Below are 21,606 nucleotides of genomic sequence, written 5' to 3'. Positions count from 1 at the left end.
GCGATTATATATGATCAAAAAAGTTCAACTTTTGAATTTTTGATTCCAACGCCACACTTCCCCAGTTCAAGCCATCTATTTTGAAACTTTTTACTTGCCAGTTTCTATCAGTTAGCAGCATCCTGGCATCTACCGGATGCAAACCATCCAAAGAAGGCATATATTTCAAATTCTCGTCTAAACCCTGGCTTGTGGCCTTGGTTAAAGCTTCTTTACGCGTCCATAGTAAAAAGAAGTTTTGGGGCGATTGGCCTATAAAATCAATTTCGGCTTTACTGAAATTATCTTCCAGTATGGAGGTGAAATCAAATAGCGGATTAATCTTTTCTGTATCAACCCCCACATTTGTATTTGCTATCGCGATCAGCACCCAATCGGCAGAGTGGGATACATTGTATCTGATATCAGTGCCACTGATATATGGTTTTTTATTAGTGCCGATACTGAATTTTAAATCTACAGCGGATTGATTGGTGTATTTACCCAGGATTTGCCTTAATGCAGCGCGGCTTACAATAAATCTTGTCCGGTCTTTTTCCTGCAGATAACGGTTGGCCCTGACAATTTCATCGGGTTGCAGTAACGATAAAAGGTTGGCGATATTTGACTGATTTGCCGAAATGTTGACGCGCCATAGGTCAACCTCATCGTTCAGTTGAAATGTACATTCAGTTTCATTTAACCATGTAACAGCATCTAAAAACTGAATGTTAACCGTAACTGCCCCCATTTTAATAGCTATTTTTTGGCTGCCTCATCCAGGCAGTTTTGCAGTATGCTTGCAAATATTTTATCGTTTGGCGCTTTAAATATGGTATTATGACCGCCAGGGATCTTATGCACATTTACACCTTTTAGCGCATATTGTTTCCAGCCCATATTTTCAAAGTCATCAAGGTAAAAGGTACGTTGCTCTGCCCTGAAAACTTCTACAGCTATATTATGAGGTTGCAGCTGATAGCGTTTTTCGGCAAGGATATTCATCTCATCAATTCTATTGGAGTATCCAAAAAAGCCCTGCTGCTCTTCGTCATTTGATATTTTCCATAACACTTTGGTTAGCCTGCGTTTTATGCCGGTACTATTATGCGCTATAGTATGCCCGATACCTTCATGAAACGATAAGTTATAAACCAGCTTTCGCATAAAAAACTTGCCCCGTTTATAATATTGGGTTACAAACGGATCATGATATGGCGAGCGGTAAGCATAAGTATCAAACATAGCCAGCATTTTTACTTCTTTACCCATAGCCTGAAATTGTTTGGCCATTTCAAAAGCAATGATACCGCCGAAAGAATACCCGGCAAGCGCATAAGGCCCGGTAGGGTTTTGCGCCATAATGGATGCATTGTAATGCGCGGCTATATCAATGATATTGCTCAATGGTTCGTCAATTCCGTTAAGGCCTTTTGCCTGTAATCCATAAATGGGCTGGTCGGCATGCATACCTGATGCTAGCGTATTGAATAACAAAACGTTTAGCCCGGCCCCATGGACTATATATAATGGCATCTTATTGCCGGTAGTTTTAATAGGTACCAGGGAATCCCACACAATGGATTTGCCATCCATCTCCAGCATTAGCGCCAATTTTTCAACCGTGGAGTTTTCAAAGAGCGTGGCAAGAGGCAGGCGTTTACCGGTAAGCTTCTCTATCCGGGTCATTACCTGTACGGCAATCAGCGAATGCCCTCCTAATTCAAAAAAGTTGTCATAGATGCCAATATTGCCGATCTCCAAAAATTCAGACCAGGTATCAGCTACCAGTTTTTCTACATCGGTGCGTGGCGCAATAAAAACGTTGATACTTTCTGCAAGTTTGCTGTTTTGATTTGCTAATGCCTTTTTATCAATTTTACCATTGGGTGTTAATGGCATTGCCGGCACCATAATGAAATCGTCAGGCACCATATAATCAGGAACTAAAGATCGCAGGTTATCCCGCCACCCCTTTATTTGTGCTGTACTGCTTTCGGCCAGGTAAGCATCATTTATAACAATATAGGCTGCCAGTTTATCAATGCCATTTTTATCGGGCACAGCTATTACAATGGCCTCTTTAATATTGTATTCGTTTACCAGGTGGTGCTCAATCTCGCCGGCCTCTATACGATAACCACGAATTTTGATCTGTGTATCAATGCGGCCAAGGCATTCTATCTCGCCGTCCGCCTTAAATCGGCCCATATCGCCTGTGCTATACATTTTAGCACCAGTAGTTGCTGAAAATGGATCATTGACAAACTTCTCGTTTGTTAATTCAGGGCGATTAAGGTACCCCCTGGCAACACCATCGCCACCAATATAAATTTCACCTGCAGTTCCCGGCGGGAGTGGGTGAAGGAATTTATCTAAAATGTAAACTGATGTATTGTCAATTGGGCGTCCAACAGTAATGGTCTCGTCATTGGCCTTTATTTGCTTAATTGTCGACCAAATAGTTGTCTCGGTAGGGCCATAAACGTTCCATAAGCTGGTAGCTTGTTTAAGAATCCTATTAGCCAGTTCTTTAGGCAGGGCTTCGCCGCCACATAAAACCTTTATTGGGTTACTGCTATCCCAGCCAGCCTCAAGCATAATTCGCCAGGTATAAGGCGTTGCCTGCATGATGGTTACACCTTCGGTTTTAATAATATCAAGTAGGTCCCTGCCATCTTTGGCGGTATCACTATTTGCAATAATTACCTGGGCGCCACTTATCAGCGGTAAAAACAGTTCAAGGCCCGATATATCAAAACTCACTGTAGTAACCGCCAATAGCTTATCAGTAGAGGTTATGCCGGGCTCCTTTTGCATACTGTACAAAAAGTTAACAAGGCCGCTATGCGCTATTTGTACACCTTTAGGGTTCCCGGTAGAGCCTGAGGTATAAAGGATATAAACCAGGTCGTCCCCACGTACTTCAACAGCCGGATCTGTTACCGGGTATTGGTTAAGTTTAAGCCATTCGTCCTCTAAAATCAACTCTTTGGCACCAGATTGATAATGGTTTTTATATTTTGAGGCTGTAAACAATATCGCCGCGCCAGAATCGCTGAGCATATAATTGATACGTCCTAACGGAAACTGCGGATCAAGAGGGATATACGTAGCCCCGGTTTTCATGATGCCCAGCATCACTACAACCATTTCTGCCGATCTGTCCAGGGCGAAAGCTACTTTATCTCCTTTTTTAATGCCTTGTGCAAGCAGTAAAGCGGCAAACTGATTGGCTTTTTGGTTTAACTGTTTATAAGTTAGGGTGGCTTGATTGAATTTTATAGCAATGCTATCGCTGAATTCCTTAGCGCGTTCGCTGATAACCTGGTGCAGCGGTTTGTTTTTATCATAAGGAGCAGCTGTTTTATTCCAGGTGTTTAACTGATTGAGGAGTGCTCCGGCATTCTTTGATTCGATACTGCCGATCAGGATATTGGGATCAGAGACGATCTGCCTCAGTAAAAATTCAAACTCATCCATCATATGGTGAATGGTGGATGACTGGAAGAGTTGAGTATTGTATGACCATTCCAGTACCAGTGATTCATCGCGGCCGGATATATTTACAAAAATCTCGAAGCTTTCATATTCACGCGGATTGCTTTGCAATATATGCTGCAAGCCATAAAAGTCAACATCATCATCCATACCCATATCAATGTTAAACATCACGGGTACTAATGGTATTCTTGAGGCATCACGGGCTATATTCAGCTTTTTAAGTAAACTGCCAAAGGTATATTGTTGGTGATCGTAAGCATCCAGGATGGCTGATGTACGGATCTTTAAATAGGTTTTAAAGGATTGGTCTCCTGTAGGATGGCTACTTAACGCCAATAAGTTGACACAATGCCCTACAAGCCTGTAATTGCCTGTAGCCGATTGTCCTGCAGCTGGTAAGCCTAAAATAATCTCATCCTGCCCGGTTAAGCGCTGCAAAAATATTTCGAATGCGGCCAACAGGGTGGTTACAAAGCTTGATCCGTTTGCTTTGCCAAGCTTTTTAAGGTCAAGCGCCAGCAGTGTATCTAAATTAAAATCCTCGCGGTGGCTTTTGTAGCTGCGCACCGCAGGGCGGGGTAGGTCTGTTGGCAGATTTAAGTAATGATTGCTGCCTTTAAACTGATTAAGCCAGTATCGTTCTGTTTCTTTAAATTCCGGGCTATGCTCAAATGTAAGTTGTTCAGTAGCATATTCGCTGAAAAGAGCAGCATCGCCTAACTTGACTGGCTCGTTTTTGACATAAGCTGAATAGAATTTGCTCAGGTCCTGCATCATAATCCCTATTGACCAACCATCACAAATAATATGGTGGGCAATAAAGGTTAACAGGTATTCATCTTCCTTTAACTTGATTAAAGCAGTTTTAAACAACGGCCCTGTTACCAGGTTAAACGGCGTTAGAGCCACCTGGGTGTTTTGGTTACTAATAAAAAGCTGTTGCCCGTCAGCAGTTTGTGCCGAAAGGTCATGGTAATCAACCGCTAATTGCAGCTCTTTATAAATGCACATATATTTGCCATCAGCACTAAAGGCCGAGCGTAGCGCCTGGTGCCTGTTGGTAATATCCTGCAATGCGCGGAGCATGGCATCGTAATTAAACTGGCCTGTTAAAAGCAGTGAGAATGACTCATTGTAGGCGCAATTGGCCTCATCCCCGCCAATAAGGCATGATGTCCAGATCTCCAGTTGGGATTCTGTAGCAGGCGCAACCAATTGTATTTCCGGCCCGGCAAACGGGTCAAAATCTACAGGGCTTATATCGAATGTAAAAGAAGTGTCCAAATCAGTTACTGCTTAATTTAACCTGTAAAAATTTTCCGGGATTATTAATATCATTGATAAACCAGCCGGGATTGCCATGATTATCGCGGCCAAGTTTGGCACCCGCAACAGGAGGTTCCGCGGGTAATTTAATAGGATCACTATTGGTTACGCTGTTTTTTTCTGATGGTATAAAACCCGATTCGATCAATTCAGTAACACTTTCTTTAAATGCTGTAATTATCTGATCTACTTCCTGATCTGTATGTGCCGCCGTTATAAAACATGGGAAAAGATCCCATATATGAATTCCTTTATAACGCATTAACGTAAACAGGAGTTCGCCATATGCAAGCTCATATTTGAATTTTATCTTCCACAGTGAGCCAAAGGATGGTGAGTATAAGGGAATGCCTTCTTTCTCACATATCGCGTTTAAAGCATCAGAGAGACGTTTAGTTCTGGCATTTAATTCTTCCTGTAAGGCGGGGCCTTTTTCTTTCATGTAAAGTAAGGAGGCTTTGCCTGCAGCAAGGGCCAGCGGATGACGCACAAAAGTACCGGCAAAGTAAGTTACACCCGCTTCAGGTGATGAATCATCGCCAAATTGCCAGTTGCCACCATCAAGGGCGTCCATGTATTTACTGATGCCCGCTATGGCACCTATAGGCATACCACCGCCAATTACTTTTCCATAGGTACCCAAATCTGCTTTAATGCCGAACATGGCCTGCGCACCGCCCGGGTGCATCCTGAAGCCTGATATTACCTCATCAAATATTAAAACCGTTCCAGATTTTTGGGTGATTTCCCTTACCTTTTTCAGGAACTCAACCGGTTGAAATTCAGGCCTTCTGCTTTGTACAGGTTCAACTAATACTGCAGCAAATTCGTGCGCTATTTCGGCAATTATTTTAAGCGATTCTTCGGTGCCATAATCAAGGATCAGCATATTCTGCACTACCTCGGGCATAATACCGGGAGCGGCAGGTACAGTTTTTAATTTTTTAGTTCCGCGAACAATTACTTCATCGTTAATACCATGGTATGATCCGCTGAATGCTACGATAATTGAGCGGCCAGTGACAGTACGTGCAATGCGCATGGCACCTAACACTGCTTCTGAACCGGTATTGCAAAGAGCGGCGCGGTCAAAGTTGGTAAACTCACATATCAGCTTACAAACATCACCTGCAAGCTCATGCTGCGGACCTATTTCATAACCTTTTTCTACCTGGTCCAGCACCGCTTTTTTAAGTACATCAGCCTGGTAACCCAAGAGATTGGATCCGAAGCCATTTAATGCATCTACATACTCATTACCATCTATGTCCCAAACATGGCTGCCTTTTGAGCGATTAACCACCAACGGATAAACCACCTCTTTTGTAAGCGGCCTAAAACCACTAACCACGCGGGGATCGGCCATATACGGGCGATCTTTTTGAGTTTGTGCTTTGCTGCCTTTGGTTTTAGCGTTGTATTTAATAGTAAGATTATTTAAAAAAGCCGATTGCTTTTCGTCAAGAACCAGGGTTTGTTTTTCGATGCGGGCAGTAGCGCCGAAAGGTTTTTTTATTTCTACCTGCTCCTCGGGCGTAAGGTCATGCGTTGCCGGTTGCGATTTAACTGCGGTAATTGCAGGTGCCGCAGCACTGTAAACAGGAGCAGAAACTGCCTGCCCGTTACCACCCTGAATTAATGATAACTGGCTGCTTAATAGTTGAAGTTGCTGCGATATTAAATTAATAATGAGATCGTTATTGTTTGTTCCTGCACCGTTACTTGATGGAGTATGCGCATTAAATATCGGTTGAACGGTAGTTGTTGCGGCTACTACAGAAGGGGTTGCAATAGGCTCTGGCTTTAAAACATCGGGGGCCAGGTTAGCATCAATATAGGTGGCCAGTAATACCAGGCTGTTATACTCTTCAAACAATTTCCTAAAAGTGATAGGTATATTGAACTGCTTTTTAAGATTTGTGGCTATCTGTGTTAAAGACAGGGAATCAAAGCCGATTTCAATAAAGCTCATATCGGTGCCCGAATTATCAATCTCAATGCCCGATGCATCTTCAAATATTGCTCTCAGCTTATCAATTAATATATCTTTCCTTGTCTGCATAATTGGGTTGGTAGTAATTTGTGGCTGTGGTGTAAGGTCTGTTGCAATTGTTTCCGTTGTATTCTGGGTTATGGCCGGTTCAAGCCAATAACGTTTATGATCAAAAGCATAAGTTGGCAGGTCTATTTTACTGTGTTGCTGTTTGTTATAAATGCCAATCCATTCAGGTTCAACGCCGCTTAACCATAATTGTCCTAATGCTTTTAATACGTGATAATACTCCGAATTTGTTTCGTTTTTCTCAAATCCGGTTATAACTGTTACATTTTTATCGGCAATATGCTGACGGGTTAATGTACCTAATATATTACCCGGACCCACCTCTAAATAAAGTCGGTTTTCATTTTCCTGCAGTGTATCAATGGCGTGGGCGAAACGAACTGTTTTCCTGAGATGTTGCGACCAGTAAGTTGGGTCGGTAGCCTCGGCGCTGCTCATCCAGTTACCGGTTACTGTTGAAACGATGGGTTTTATTGGTTGATTTAATTTTATCGATCTTACAACCGCCTCAAAAGGTTCAACTATGCTATCCATCATGGATGAATGGAAGGCGTGGCTGGTGAGCAATAACCGGCTTGGGATGCCCTGTTCAGCCAATAATTCCGAAAAGGAATTGATGGCATTTGAAGGGCCCGAAACCACGCAAAGCTTGCGTGAGTTAATTGCGGCTATAGATAATTTTGATGGTAATATGGCTTCCAGTTTTTCGGCCTCTAACCTTACCGAAAGCATATTGCCCTTTTCTACACCATTTACCAGGCGGGCTCTTTCCGAAATCAGTTTTAAAGCATCGGCCAAACTAAATACTCCCGCTAAGTGTGCAGCAACAAATTCGCCTATACTATGGCCTGTCAGTACTTCGGGCTGTATGCCAAAGCTCATCCATAGTTTGGCCATCGCATACTCTAAAATAAATATGGCCGGCTGCGCGTAAAGTGTTTGTTTTATTTTTTCAATTGATTGGTTGTCAGTTACTATAGGGTATAGTACCTCAAGTAAGTTTTCATGTACCGTACCCTTTAGCAGGTTGATACATTCATCAACAGCAGCGGCAAAAACAGGTTCGGTTTTATACAGATCAATTCCCATGTTGGCATATTGGGAACCCTGACCGGGGAACATAAATACAACACCTTCAGCTTTGTTCTTTAAATTCTTTGAAGCTGATGGCTCGGTTTGAGGTGTATTAAGTTTTATAAGTAATTCGTCATTATCAGCAGCAATAACAAATCTTCGGAAATTAAAATCGGCACGGGTTGTTTGCAAGGTATAGGCCAGATCATCAAGATTGGCGTTTTTATTTTGTTTAATAAAGCCACTAAGCTTGCCGGCGTAATTATTTAAACTACTTTCTGTTTTAGCCGACCAACTAATCAGTTTTAAGGGTTTGCTATCGGATACAGGGATAGGCTCAGCTTTAAACTCCTCCAATACCACGTGTACGTTGGTTCCTCCAACACCAAACGAACTAACACCGGCACGACGAACTGTATCAGCTGCCCAGTTTTTTAATTCATTGTTAATATAAAATGGACTATCAGCAATATCAATATTGGGATTTATCTGCTCAAAAAACAGCGATTTTGGTATTTGCTTATGCTGCAAAGCCAATGCTGTTTTCATCAAGCCCGCAACACCGGAGGCAGCCGTTAAGTGCCCCATATTACTTTTGATAGAACCAATTGCACAGAATTGTTTTTTTTCCTGCAGACCAAAAGCAAGATTTAGTCCTTCAATTTCTATTGGGTCGCCAAGTGGTGTAGCTGTGCCATGTGCTTCAATATAGCTAATGCTCGAGGCATCTATACCGGCATCATCAATAGCCATAGCTATTGCGCCAGCCTGGCCATGCGCGCTTGGGCCGCTAAAACTGCTTTTCGCGGCACCATCGTTATTTATACCGATGCCTTTTATAACGGCATAAATATTATCGCCATCGCGTTTGGCATCCGCTAATGATTTTAATAATACTACACCCGCACCGTCGCTAAATACAGTGCCTGTTGCTGCCGCATCAAACGGGCGGCAATGCCCGTCACTGCTCATAATGGAGCCTTCCTCGTAAAAATGCCCGCTTTTGATGGGAGAGGTGATAGATGCCGCTCCCGCTATAGCCACATTGCATTGCCCGTTACGGATGCTGCTTACTGCCTGTGCTATGGCTAAGAGTGAGGTAGAACAGGCTGCATAAACTGCAACTGCTGGTCCTTCTAAATTTAACTGGAAAGCGGTTCTGGTGGCTATATAATCTTTTTCATTTAAAAGCCTGACCTGGAAATGCCCCGTACGCTCAACTATTTCGGGATTTGTTAATACATTGTTATTGTAATAGGTATTATATCCGCAGCCGGCAAAAACGCCAACCGGGCCGGTATATTTTTGTGGCAAATAGCCTGTTTTTTCCAAAACTTCCCAGGCTATCTCTAAAAATACCCGTTGTTGCGGATCCATGAGTTCGGCGTTTCGGGGATTAAAACCGAAAAAGCCCGCGTCGAATTCATCTGCTTTATCAATAAGCCCTCGTGCTTTTACATACGCGGGATTGTTTTTAACGTTATCCGGTATCGATTTATCTATTTCATTGGCACTAAAGAAACTAATGGTTTCCTGTCCTTCCGAAAGTAGTTTCCAAAATTCATCAATAGTGTTTGCCCCCGGGAACCTTCCAGCCATGCCAATAATGGCGATATCATGATCAACGCTATCATCTTTATTTTTCTTTTTTGAGGGAAGTAAGGCTAATTTATCACTGCCGCTTAAAAAATTCACCAAGCCGCTTACGGTTGGATATTGATATAGTTTGGTGATGGGTACATCTAAATTTAATTCCTGTTTTAGCGCCGAAACAGTTTTGAGGGCTAATAAAGAATTTCCACCTAATAGAAAAAAATCATCATCAACACCAATTTTTTCTAATTGCAGCAACATCATCCATACCGCTGTTATATTCTTCTCTATTCGTGTGGATGGCGCTTTATATAAAATGGCAAGATCAGGCCTTTCCAGGCCGGGATTAGGTAATGCTTTTCTATCAACTTTGCCGCTGCTTGTTTTTGGTAATTCTTTGATCCATACGTAAGCAGAAGGCAGCATAAAATCGGGCAATTGCTGCTCAAGACTTTTTCTTACCGCAGCTGTGTTTTGTTGATTAGTTGATGATACAAGGTAAGCTAATAAGCGCTTTTGTCCTGCGGCATCCTCGCGGGCGATAACAATCGCTTGCTGAATGTTATCGAGTTGATTGAGCAATACTTCAACCTCACCCAATTCTACACGGTTTCCGCGAATCTTTACCTGGGTATCTTTACGGCCCAAATATTCAATATTACCATCGGGCATGAAGCGGGCCAAGTCTCCGGTGCGATAAAGGCGGGTGGTTTTGTTTTCGTTTTCCTGCCAGTTTATAAATTTTTCAGCTGTAAGGTCTGGTTTGTTGAGGTAACCATTAGCAAGGCTTAAACCAGCAACGCAAAGTTCACCGGTTTCGCCAATGGGTAATTGCTGTAAGTTCTCATCTAAAATGATGATCTCTGTATTATTGACCGGGATCCCGATTGAGGGCAATGCAGGCCACGTCAATGGATCTCCGTCGAGTTTTAATTGGGTAACTACGTGTGTTTCTGTTGGGCCATATTGGTTATATAAAACAGCATTTGGTAAAGCTTTAAAAAAAGCGGCAATCTGCGGGGTTACCTTTAATTGCTCTCCTGCGGTCATCACTTCCAGTAAGCGCCCTGGTATCTGTGAATTTGCTATAGCCGCTTCGGTTAAATATTGAAGCACTACAAAAGGAAGGAAGATGCGGTTTATTGATTGCTCGTCCATAAACAACAACAACTTAACCGGATCAATACGCAGTTCGTCGGCAATAAGTACCAATGTGCCACCTGTGCTTAGCGTATCAAATATTTCCTGGAATGACACATCAAAGGTTAAAGGCGCAAATTGTAAAGTATTTATACCTGTTTTTGATATGGAATTTTCCTGCTGCCATAAAAGCAAATTCACCAAAGCTGTGTGACTCATTACCACACCTTTTGGCTTACCGGTTGAGCCGGAAGTGTACAACACATAAGCGGCGTCGGGCTTACTTAAGGGTGATGCTTTTGCCGCCTGGGGATAAACTTTATCTGTAAGCAGAATACCAACCGGCAGATTTTCAAATAAATGCTTTTGTGTTTCGGTAGTTAAGCAGGTATCAATGCCCGAATCGGCTATGATCTGCTCAAGCCGGTCTTTGGGGTAATCGGCATCTAAGGGCAAATAGGCTTTGCCGGCTTTCAGTATTGCCAGTACACTTATTATTGTTTCAATGCAACGAAACGTACTTACACCAATTATTGTTGAATGAGGTGATTTTACTAAAATAGCTGCCGCCAGATTATCGGCTTGCTGATTTAACTGGCTGTAAGTTAATTGCAAATTACCATGGGTAACAGCTAAAACATCGGGTGTTTTTTGTTGCTGTTGCTCAAATAATTGGTGTATTAATATGGTATTATCTATACTTCTTTCAATTACGTTACCGGTATTAATATTCATTAAACATGACAAGGTTAGCTATCTTCACTGCCTGACCGTTATTATAACAGGGGGATTTAAAATAATGTTGCAGGTTACTTTAAAAAGCAGTGGAAGATAGGCATTTTTTACATTTCAATTAGTTGTAAACACCATTTTATACTAACAAATTTATTGTGTATTTATTTATACGCAATAATATTAATTAAGTTGTTATGAACGCTGTAAACAAAAATTAGTTTACCATACAGTTCATTATTGTTTTCGTTGCGCCTTTTCCCAAACCGCGCTTTGAGTTGTTGTAAAATACCTCAATATTCCGGCCAAAACCGCATAATTCATTACGCAGAAATAATAGGGTATAAAAAGTATTTTGATGCGTAATTGTTTCTTCTCCATTACGTAACCTAAAAAGGCCAGCAGGTAAAATAATACCTGTGCAAATAAAAGCAGTTTCCATCCCTGGCTATCGGGCTCAAAAGCCAATGCCAGGTTTAAGGCAAATGATAATATGAGCAGAAAGGGGGTAACCGTCCACCTTAATACGCGGTGACTAATATATTGAAATGACAATATTGGGTAAGGGAAAGGGTTGAACAGGCTTTTTAACCGTAATATAGATTGTATGCCACCTGCCGCAATACGTATTTTTCTTTTTAATTCTTCGGATACATTCTCAGATGCGGTTTCGGTAGCGTAAGCTTCCGGCTCATATACAATACGGTAACCCTTTTCGGCAATGAGCATTGATATCATAAAATCATCCAGCACTGTATCAGACTCAACGGCCTGGTAAAGCGAACGCCTAACGCTAAACAATTCGCCCGCGGCACCTACAACGGAATAAAGTTCCGAATCCCATTTTTTAAGAGCCGATTCGTATTTCCAGTAAAAACCTTCACCGGCGGCACTGGCATCGGCGTTTTCATCAAAATGTACACGCTTTTCACCAGCAACAGCTCCCACAGTTGGATCGATGTAATGCCTGCAGATCTTTATTAATGCATCTTTATTTAAAAATGTATTGGCATCGGTAAAAACTACGGCATCGGTGTTTACAAAATACATAGCACGATGCACGGCTGCAATTTTACCGGCACGCTGTGGTTGGTGAAGAAGCTGTATTTGAGGATGATTGGCAATAATAGCTGGCGTATTGTCTGATGATCCGTCGGTTATGAAAATTATTTTTAGTTTTCCTGCCGGATAATTCAACAAAAGGCTGTTAGCTATTTTATCCTTAATAAAATACTCCTCATTATAAGCGGCTATTACCAGTGTACAGGTAGGTAATAGTTCAAGGTTTTCTGGCACAACTTTTTTAGGTCCTTTTACCAGCCTTTTAAGTTTGATAATAAAATACAGTAGTATGCCATAACCCGCAAACGTGTAAAAAACAATAATCAGGCTTATTATTAAAATGATCTTCATGATATGGTATTAATGGGGTAACCTAAGTTATTGCTGGTTTTTGAGTGGGTAAAATTCCACCAGACTGCTTTAAACAGCATGGGTATAAAGTTGTAGTTTTTGTGTTTAATATAGGTTATCACGTTACGGGGCACTACCATTAACAGGAAATAGGCATAAAAAAACAATTTTTTAAACAAAGGCGCATTGCGGCGGGTAAAAAGTATGCGGTTACGGTTCATGAAATACTCCTTCAGCTTGCTTTTTTTGCCTACCGATACCGATTCTTTATGATAGATCAATGCATCTGTATTCACCCAGGCTTTATAGCCCGCGCGCAGAATGTTTTCGCACCAGTCTACCTCTTCATAATATAGGAAGAAGTTTTCGGCCATTAAACCTGCCTTGTTTATGGCTTCATTCCTGATCATCATAGCCGCGCCATGGCAATAAGCGGTGGGGCCAATGATATGATCAAATTGCCCTTCATCTTTTTGGCGCAAACCAATACAGCTATTGCGGCAGGTATAATAATTCATAGGGGTGTAGCCCGCGTATTGTATCAGTTGTTTATCGTTATAGTACTTTATCATGGGCGATATCATACCCACGTCCTCATGAGTATCCAATATATCAACCAGTTTTTCAATTAAACCCGCAGTAAATTCGGTATCATTATTTACCAGGAACAGGTAATCGCCCGAGGCTTGTTTTATACCAAGATTATTCCCCCCGGCAAAACCAAGGTTTATATCCGACCGGATTAACTTAATGCCCGGATATTTTAATGCCCATTCGGGTACCGGGTTTATTTTGCTGGCATTATCAACAATAATTATTTCAATATTGGTGTAGGTGTTTGTTTTTTCTATTGATGAAAGCAGTTCTTCGGTAATAGTTGGCTGGTTAAAATTTACGGTAACAATAGAGATTTTTTTCATCTATGCTGATATAGTGATAGCTACGGTTTTACGGATTATGGGTACTAAAAGTTGACCATTTATTTTGATAAGTGAATTGGATAATATTATCATTGTGTGATTTTCTGGAACCTTTTTTTTATCCTTAAAAATGGTTTTTCATAACCATAATAAGATGCGGAAGCCAAAGCAATAACGCCGGTTATGGTTGCTCCATAAATAATTACGTTTTCAAAGATCATGCTTCCTTGTGTAAAATATTTTTGAACAAGATATAATACCAAAAACAACACAAATTTGTGTAAAAGATATATACCGTAGGAAATTTGCCCTATATAGTTAACGTATTTATGTTGAAGTGAGTAAATACTTGTTTTTGTTTCGCAAAGGTTAACAATTAGCAAAGAAGCCAATAGCGCTATCAAAACATCACCATGAGGAATATCGTAACATAAATACAGTACAAGGTACGCAGCAAAAACAATCAGCAATGTTACCTGAAACCATTTTTTAAATATGCTATTGAAGGTGTTTTGAAACTTAAAGTCAAATTCCGGATGTTTTGTATTGTAATATAAAACTGCTATGGCAGCCCCAATCATCATATTATCAAACCGTGAGTAATACATTAATTGATGTAATGATGAATACATTGGGTGATGTTGCAGCAAATGATCAACCGTCAATTGCAGCCCCCAAATGAACAATATGAATATTAACAGGGCGTAAAAAATATGCTGGAGCTTTTCGAGCCTGAAGAAATGAGGATGAAATATATAAAATTGTTCTTCAGTACCTATAGACCAAATGGGGTCAAAAATAGAGGGGAGCATTTGCAGGCAAAAAGCTAAATTGGGTAAAAACAAAACCGAAAGCCAAAAAGCAGAAGTTGAGCCACCGGGGAAAAATGAAAACCCAATAAAAACCACCAGGAAATATAAAGGCCATATCCTCAAAAGCCTTCGCATGTAAAAGCCTTTGAAATTGACGGTGGTAAAATTTCGTTTTTCTTCGAGCAATAAATAAGTTATCAGAAACCCGCTGAGTGCAAAAAAAATAGTAACACCTGTTTTGCCAAAATTTAACAGATCAACCCCTGGAATTCTATTTAAATTAAAAATGGTTTTATGAAGCTCGATATGTGATACTACAACCATGAGCGCAGCCAAAGCCCTTACTCCATTTAAATTGGGGAAGAATACTTTTGTCTTATTTTTTTCAAGAACTGCAGTGTTTGGCATACCTAACCTTAGTTATCCAATTTTGGCACCATTTATCTAATTAATGTTACCACTCCATACATATACCTTAGCTTTTTGTTACCTTATCCAAACACTCTTGTAATACAACAGCAAATTCTTTATCATTTGGTGGTGCAAATATGGTATTGTGTTCGCCAGGTATTTCATGTACGTTAACGCCTTTTAGTGCAAAGGGGCGCCAACCCAGGAAATCAAAATCAACCATGTAAAAGGTGCGTTTTTTTGCTCTGAATAATTCAATTGCAATATTTAGCGGTGTTAAAATATAATTGCGCAAAGCCTTTTCGCTGGCTTCGTCTATCTCATTATCATAAGCAAAAAAGCCTTCTTTCTTTTCATCTTTACCAGGAAATAGCTTCCAGAAAAATTTGATGATCCTGCGTTTAATAACAAGGCTTTTATACTCAATGGTCCGTTTGGGGTCTTCTGTAAGTAAAACAAGGCTATGGCCTATTTGCTTCAGCATGAAAGTAGTATTATTAATGGTTCTCTTTAATGCAGGGTCATTAACGGTTGATTGCTCGGCAAAAGTATCAAACATGGCCAGCATTTTCACCTCTTTACCGGCCGCCATTAATTGTTTTGCCATTTCAAAAGCAATAATTCCGCCTAGGGAGTATCCCGCAAGGGCATATGGCCCATCGGGGTTTTTGGCAACAATTTCTGTTATATAATTAGTGGCAATTTCTTCCATTACATCCAATGGTTCGTCAACACCGTTAAGTCCTCTTGCCTGTAAGCCGTACACGGGTTGTTCTGCATCCATGTTCATGGCCAGCGCGTTAAAAAGCAAAACGTTTAAGCCGGCACCATGTACAATGTATAGTGGCATTTTGCTGCCGCTTGGCTTAATAGGTACCAGTGATTCCCAGGTTATTGATGCCGGGTCGATCTCGAGCCTTGCAGCCAGTTTTTCAATGGTGGCGTATTCAAACAAGGTAGCCAGGGGCAGGCGTTTACCGGTTTCTTTTTCAATACGTGCCATGATCTGTACAGCCACTAATGATCTGCCACCCAATTCAAAAAAGTTATCAGCCATACTGATGTTCTCAATTCCCATCAATTGCTGCCATATTTCTGCAACCAATTTTTCGTTGGCAGTTCGCGGCGCAACAAATTCGCCTGTGCGTTGTATATTGCCGTAATCGGGTTTTGGTAATGCCTTCCTGTCTATTTTTCCATTGGGAGTTATCGGTATAACTTCCATTATCACAAAATCATCGGGCACCATATACTCTGGTAATGCTGCAAGTAAACCCTGCTGCCAGGTATCAAACTGTTGTTTTAAATCAGTGCTGTTTATCAGTTCGTTTACAATAACATAGGCTACCAGACGTGGGTTTCCGGGGGTATCTTCGCGGGCTATAACAACAGCCTGTTTTATATTTTCTTCTTTTATGAGATTTTGCTCTATCTCCTCAAGTTCGATGCGGTAACCCCTCACTTTCACCTGGTGGTCAATCCGGCCAAGGCAAATTATCTCACCGTCTTCACGGATTTTTCCTAAATCACCGGTACGATACATTTTGCTGCCCGCAATCCCCGAGAATATATCATCAACAAATCTTTCATCAGTCAGTTCGGGTCTGTTTAAGTAGCCTTTAGCAACACCATCACCTCCTATATAAATTTCGCCAATGGTTCCATCGGTAAAGTTATTAAGCGTCTCATCCAGTATGTATACCTGTGTGTTATCAATTGGCTTGCCAATGGTGATGTCGGTATCGTTCACGATCAGTTTTACTGTGGACCATACTGTAGTTTCGGTAGGGCCATACATATTCCACAATTCTAAACTACGTGCAATCAGCTTATTGATCAGGTCTTTTGGCAAAGCTTCACCACCGCAAAGTATTTTAAGAGGTAGTTTCTGTTCCCAGCCAGCTTCCAGCATTACGCGCCATGTGTAAGGAGTGGCCTGCATAACGGTAATTTTTTGGCTATTGCACAGATCGAGCAAAGCGCGGCCATCCTTTGCAGTTATGGCATCGGTAACTATAAGTTTTGATCCAACCAATAAAGGTAAAAATAATTCAAGGCCAGCTATGTCAAAAGATATAGTAGTTACTGCCAATAGGTTATCAGCAGGAGTGAGGCCTGGCTCCTTGGCCATACTCAGCAAAAAGTTTACCAGGTTATGGTGTTTTATTTGTACGCCTTTAGGTTTCCCTGTGGAACCTGAAGTAAACAAGACATAAGCAAGATCATCTCCACTAACTACTGTTTCGGGCTCATCTGCAGAGTAGCTATCAAATTTATCAAAAGCATCTTCTATCAACACCTCCTTTGCAACCGTGATAAAATGATTTTTAAACTTTTCAGACGTCAACAATATTTTTGCCGCTGAATCTTCCATCATAAACTCAACGCGGTCTTTCGGGTATTCGGGATCAAGAGGTACATAAGCAGCCCCTGTTTTTAAGATCGCGAGCAAAGAAATTACCATCTCAGGCGATCTGTCGAGTGCTAACCCAATAATGTCGCCGGTTTTGATATTGTATGTTAGTAAATGCTTAGCCAGTTTGTTTGCCGCTTCATTTACGTTTTTAAAGCTTAGCGAACGATCTTCAAATACAATAGCTATTTTATCAGGGTTCTTAAATGCCTGTTCGGCAAGCAGGTGATGCAGCGCTTTATCTTTAGGATAATCAGCCACGGTATTGTTTAATAAGCTTAAACTATCGGTTTTTTCGTGAGCATCCATATTGGGGTATCTTTCTAATATTTAATCTGAATAACAAGGGATTTACGTAATTAAACTATATATATCCACCGTTTATATTTTCATACTTACGATTTATACTGCTGTATGGTCGTGCGGTGTATGAATAAATTTTTTATTTGCACCTTTTAATTTAAACAACAGCAATAACATCGTGAAAAATATGAGGGGCAATTTAAGTGCAGCATTGAATAATTTGCTGTTAAAATAATCACCGGGTATAGCAACAACAATAGCAATATAACAACATAACGTAGCTACAAGCCATAAATGCCATGATGGGCCGATGCCAGGCGTTAATATTGATATGAATAACATAAATGGCATTATTCCCAACATCAATACCCGTGGCAATATCGACATTTGATATATTTCATTAAAATAATCAAAGTTGCCGTTCATGAATAATTCACGAAGGCCGCTCAAGCCATATACACGCAATAAATTGAATTGTGCAGATAGCCATCTTTTGCGTTGTTTTTTAAATACCTCGGGGTTGCTTACCTTTTCATCGTATACAAAAGCTTTTTCGGCATAGGCCACGCTTATTTTTTGACGGGTAAGTATTAGCCCCATTTCTTTATCAAAGCCACCAACCGCATCAATTTGACTCATGGTAACCTTAAATAAATTATATTCAAGCGCCATCCCCGAACCAATAATGGCTGCCGAAAGGTTTAATACCCGTTGCGATTTTCTGAAAATATGGTTATTGATCTCTTCGCTTATCGCATCAAGTATGGCAACGTTTGTATTAGTGTTTTTTGCGATCCTGTGCCCTTGAACCACCTTTTCACCAGCCTGTAAATAATTGTTGATCTGGTAAAGGTAATCGGGAGCGGCAACGTTATCAATATCGTATACAATGGCCGCATCAAAGCCATCCGCAGTATTTTCAATGGCTTTATTCAGTGCTTTTGATTTTGTGCTATTCTCAAAAAAAACTTCCACTACCTGCAGGGGCAGTTTTCTTAGTTTTTCAAGTGTTTCGGGTTGAAGCGAATCGGCTATAATGCAGATGTGAAATTTATCAGCCGGGTAATCAAGTGTCAATGCACCCACCGCCGAGTTTAATAAAATTTCATCTTCTTTATAAGCGCATATATAAATAACAAATTTACTTAACGAGGTAGCAGCGGGTGGGTATTTAATGGGAACTAATTTCCCCAATACAGAGAATATAAACAGATAAATACAATATATACCGAGATATATAAAAGCTATACTCATTATTAAAGAAGCAATAAACCTAATAATCTCCATGCTTTAATATGTTATAAAGACTTTTACTGTCTTTTTTAGGGTAATGTTGCATTATTATGAATTTAATGCGTTATTGTTAGTTTCTAAATTTAATGCCAAAAGCTTTTCTATTTCAATAATTCTATGCTCCCAGGTATTTTCTGCTGCAACGGCAAGTCTTTTTTGTTGCAATTCAGGTGTATCCTTTAACGCATTGTTTATGGCAAGCGTAAACTCCGTTGATGTTTTGCAATAAACAACAGTATCGCCGGTAAATTCCTGTAAGTCGCTGTTAAAATCAGACGACACTACTGGCTTGCCCGAACCCAGGTATTCAAATAGTTTTAACGGAAATATGGAATTGCTCACGTCATCTTTTTTAAAGGGAATAATGGCAACATCAAAGCCCTTTAAAACGGCCGGCATTTGCTCATAAGGTACAGCGCCTTTTACAAAGGCGTTGTTTTCTTTAAACGCGGGCATATCAACGTAATCAACATCAACCGGGCCGATGAACGCGAAATTTTTATCCGGATTTTGTGCCAGTAGCTCTGTAAGTAAATTATAATCGATGCGGCGCTCAATATTGCCAAAGTAACCTATTACAGGTTTATTAATGCCTGATAAAATATCAGCAACAGGCAATTTAGGGTTAAGTGCTTTTTGGCTATGGCTAATGTTTGCCGCGTTAGGTATAAAATGCGAATTTGGGTTTAATTTAAGTTTATTATCCCTTAACGCTTTACTGGTGCAAATTACCAGGTCGACGCTTTTAACTACGATATCCTCAGATATTAAACCATGTTTGGTTTGGTAGATTTCTACCAATGGGTCAACACAGTGATAAACTGTTAGCACCGGCTTTATCAGGTTGTGAAAAGTAGGGTAGGTGTAATTGTAAGAGTTAATGTAAATGTAATCGGTGATATTTAAATTTTTAATCACTTTTTTTAGTCGCCGCCCAACTATCAATTCATTAATCCTTGCTGCGATACGGTAAAGTTTTCCTTCGGGCAGCATATTAATAGATGGTACCGGTGGAGATATAACAATTTTAAGATTGGGTATCTCTGTTTGAATAATACTATTCGCCGAAGAAAAGAAATGAGGCTTCCTGATCTTAAATTCTGGAGTATCTTTAAATTTAATATAATCTTTCCAGGTAAAAGGCCTGTCTACATAGTACACGTTGTTATGCTCGGCCAGGTGCCTGGCCATAGTGTAGTTTGTTGATTCAAGGCGGCCATCAAACTGCATCTGCGAAAATATGATGATATTACGGTTCCTGAGTTCCATATTAAATTTGACCGGTTTCCTTTTTTCTGATCTTATTATAAAAAACGCCTAATAATTCTATCAACTCAAGGTATCCTAAATAGAATATATCTTTAATTGAAAACTCTAAATGTTTTTTAAGTGCCCAGTAACCAAAAATAGCCCCGGCAAAAAATGTGAAAATTGATGCTATTGCTACGCCATACAAACTGTGAAATATAAATATGCCTGCAAAATCGGCACTTACATTTACGGCCAGCATGATGAAAACCTTTATCATATTTAAATGGGGCTTTCCAATAATATCCAGTGTTATTCCAAAAAACCTGTCAATAGGTAGCAGCATTACAAAGCACATAAATATGCGGAAGATATTACCTGCATCTGAGTGCTGGTAGGCACTGCCAAATAATAAACCTATAATCAAATCGGCCAGTAAAAAAGCAACCACAGCTACAGGTATCAGGGCGATGGTAAGCATTCCTGCATACTTTTTCATGATGTAGGATACATGCTTATTATCTTCCCGGTGCACTGCTGCCGACATAACAGGTAATGCAGTTGCAATAAATGCTCTTAACGGAATCTCAAATATCTCCATCAACCGCTGCGGAATATAATAAACACCCAGCAAGCTATCAGGAAACATCATTTTAATGATAATGGTATCAGAACTGCGCAACAGATAGGAGCTGATGGATGTGCCTACACTAAATTTACCAAAGTGGGCAAGTTCTTTTACAGATGCCCAGCTTTTACTGCTTATGGTTTTTATTTTTGACCAGCCGTTAAAAACAGTGATTAAGCTGCTGATGATGTTATTTAAACAGTAGCAATAAATAGCATTTTGAAAATTGGCACGATGAAACACTATAAGCAGTAAAATAAATATAAAGAAGCCGCCCTGGTTAATAAGTTGTAACAGGAAAAGTTTATCAAAACGTTCCTCGGCCTGTAATATCCAGGTAGCTATTGCGGTTGGTAACGAGCACAGGTAAGTGATACCGAACCACATTAATATGGTAAACATGTTGGGGCTGGTGCCAAAGTAGCAAAAGAAAAGGTATACCAGCAAATTACCCAAACCAAAAGTAAATACGATAGTTAAACCGATGTACCAGGCCGAACCAGCAACATTTGCCGCCCTTTCGGGACTGGTACCGGCATAGTATTTTATAAGGGATGTTTGCAGGAATCCTGTTCTGAAGGTATCTGCCAGGGTGAATATAACCAGGAAGAAAATGTAATCGCCAAAGTCGGTTTTGGTGAGATGGCGCGCCATTAGTGCTAATATAGCCATGCCCAAAACAGGCATTATGGCATTACTTGCTAAAGAAAGAGTGTGCTTGTTTATAAGTTTTTTAAAAACCCCCATTAATTATT

The 21,606-nt window shown here is 40.5% G+C and carries 10 protein-coding genes; all 10 read right to left on the bottom strand.

Annotation, left to right across the window (positions count from 1 at the left end):
- Positions 1–4 precede the first annotated feature (4 nt).
- Positions 5–730 carry a 4'-phosphopantetheinyl transferase superfamily protein gene (locus Q0R88_RS13895; RefSeq protein WP_295717015.1) on the bottom strand — a complete coding sequence of 242 codons (726 nt, stop codon included), beginning with the start codon at positions 728–730 and terminating at the stop codon, positions 5–7.
- An 8-nt stretch (positions 731–738) separates the two neighbouring features.
- On the bottom strand, positions 739–4,767 hold the full coding sequence (locus Q0R88_RS13890; protein WP_295717012.1) for a non-ribosomal peptide synthetase: 4,029 nt from the start codon (positions 4,765–4,767) through the stop codon (positions 739–741).
- Position 4,768: 1 nt separating this feature from the next.
- Positions 4,769–11,413 carry a polyketide synthase gene (locus Q0R88_RS13885; protein WP_295717008.1) on the bottom strand — a complete coding sequence of 2,215 codons (6,645 nt, stop codon included), beginning with the start codon at positions 11,411–11,413 and terminating at the stop codon, positions 4,769–4,771.
- Between the two features lie 234 nt (positions 11,414–11,647).
- Positions 11,648–12,823 (bottom strand): glycosyltransferase family 2 protein, encoded by a 1,176-nt coding sequence (locus Q0R88_RS13880; RefSeq protein ID WP_295717005.1) that lies wholly within the window; start codon positions 12,821–12,823, stop codon positions 11,648–11,650.
- Positions 12,820–13,743, bottom strand: a complete 924-nt coding sequence (locus Q0R88_RS13875; RefSeq protein ID WP_295717002.1) for a glycosyltransferase family 2 protein — start codon at positions 13,741–13,743, stop codon at positions 12,820–12,822. Before Q0R88_RS13875 ends, Q0R88_RS13880 begins: the two co-directional genes overlap by 4 nt.
- Positions 13,744–13,832: 89 nt before the next feature.
- The gene (locus Q0R88_RS13870; RefSeq protein WP_295717001.1) at positions 13,833–14,963 is read right to left on the bottom strand and encodes an acyltransferase; all 1,131 of its coding nucleotides are present in this window, start codon (positions 14,961–14,963) and stop codon (positions 13,833–13,835) included.
- A gap of 67 nt (positions 14,964–15,030) precedes the next feature.
- Complete coding sequence (locus Q0R88_RS13865; RefSeq protein ID WP_295717000.1) at positions 15,031–17,688, bottom strand: amino acid adenylation domain-containing protein; 2,658 nt, start codon at positions 17,686–17,688, stop codon at positions 15,031–15,033.
- Between the two features lie 93 nt (positions 17,689–17,781).
- Positions 17,782–18,969, bottom strand: coding sequence for a glycosyltransferase family 2 protein (locus Q0R88_RS13860; RefSeq protein WP_295716999.1), 1,188 nt, complete (start codon positions 18,967–18,969; stop codon positions 17,782–17,784).
- Positions 18,970–19,023: 54 nt separating this feature from the next.
- Entirely contained in the window at positions 19,024–20,244 is a 1,221-nt protein-coding gene (locus Q0R88_RS13855) for a glycosyltransferase (RefSeq protein ID WP_295716998.1), read from the bottom strand.
- Position 20,245: 1 nt separating this feature from the next.
- The gene (locus Q0R88_RS13850; RefSeq protein ID WP_295716997.1) at positions 20,246–21,598 is read right to left on the bottom strand and encodes an oligosaccharide flippase family protein; all 1,353 of its coding nucleotides are present in this window, start codon (positions 21,596–21,598) and stop codon (positions 20,246–20,248) included.
- Between the last annotated feature and the right edge of the window lie 8 nt (positions 21,599–21,606).

Source organism: Mucilaginibacter sp. (assembly GCF_025362475.1).
Classification (GTDB): Bacteria; Bacteroidota; Bacteroidia; order Sphingobacteriales; family Sphingobacteriaceae; genus Mucilaginibacter.
The sequence above is the reverse complement of the archived record's forward strand: the minus strand, read 5'-3'. Positions and strand labels throughout refer to the sequence as shown.

Coding starts and splice junctions, on each gene's coding strand:
- Q0R88_RS13870 (WP_295717001.1), bottom strand. CDS start 14,963: ATGCCAAACACTGCAGTTCTTGAAAAAAATAAGACAAAAGTATTCTTC.
- Q0R88_RS13855 (WP_295716998.1), bottom strand. CDS start 20,244: ATGGAACTCAGGAACCGTAATATCATCATATTTTCGCAGATGCAGTTT.
- Q0R88_RS13885 (WP_295717008.1), bottom strand. CDS start 11,413: ATGAATATTAATACCGGTAACGTAATTGAAAGAAGTATAGATAATACC.
- Q0R88_RS13865 (WP_295717000.1), bottom strand. CDS start 17,688: ATGGATGCTCACGAAAAAACCGATAGTTTAAGCTTATTAAACAATACC.
- Q0R88_RS13850 (WP_295716997.1), bottom strand. CDS start 21,598: ATGGGGGTTTTTAAAAAACTTATAAACAAGCACACTCTTTCTTTAGCA.
- Q0R88_RS13895 (WP_295717015.1), bottom strand. CDS start 730: ATGGGGGCAGTTACGGTTAACATTCAGTTTTTAGATGCTGTTACATGG.
- Q0R88_RS13860 (WP_295716999.1), bottom strand. CDS start 18,969: ATGGAGATTATTAGGTTTATTGCTTCTTTAATAATGAGTATAGCTTTT.
- Q0R88_RS13875 (WP_295717002.1), bottom strand. CDS start 13,743: ATGAAAAAAATCTCTATTGTTACCGTAAATTTTAACCAGCCAACTATT.
- Q0R88_RS13880 (WP_295717005.1), bottom strand. CDS start 12,823: ATGAAGATCATTTTAATAATAAGCCTGATTATTGTTTTTTACACGTTT.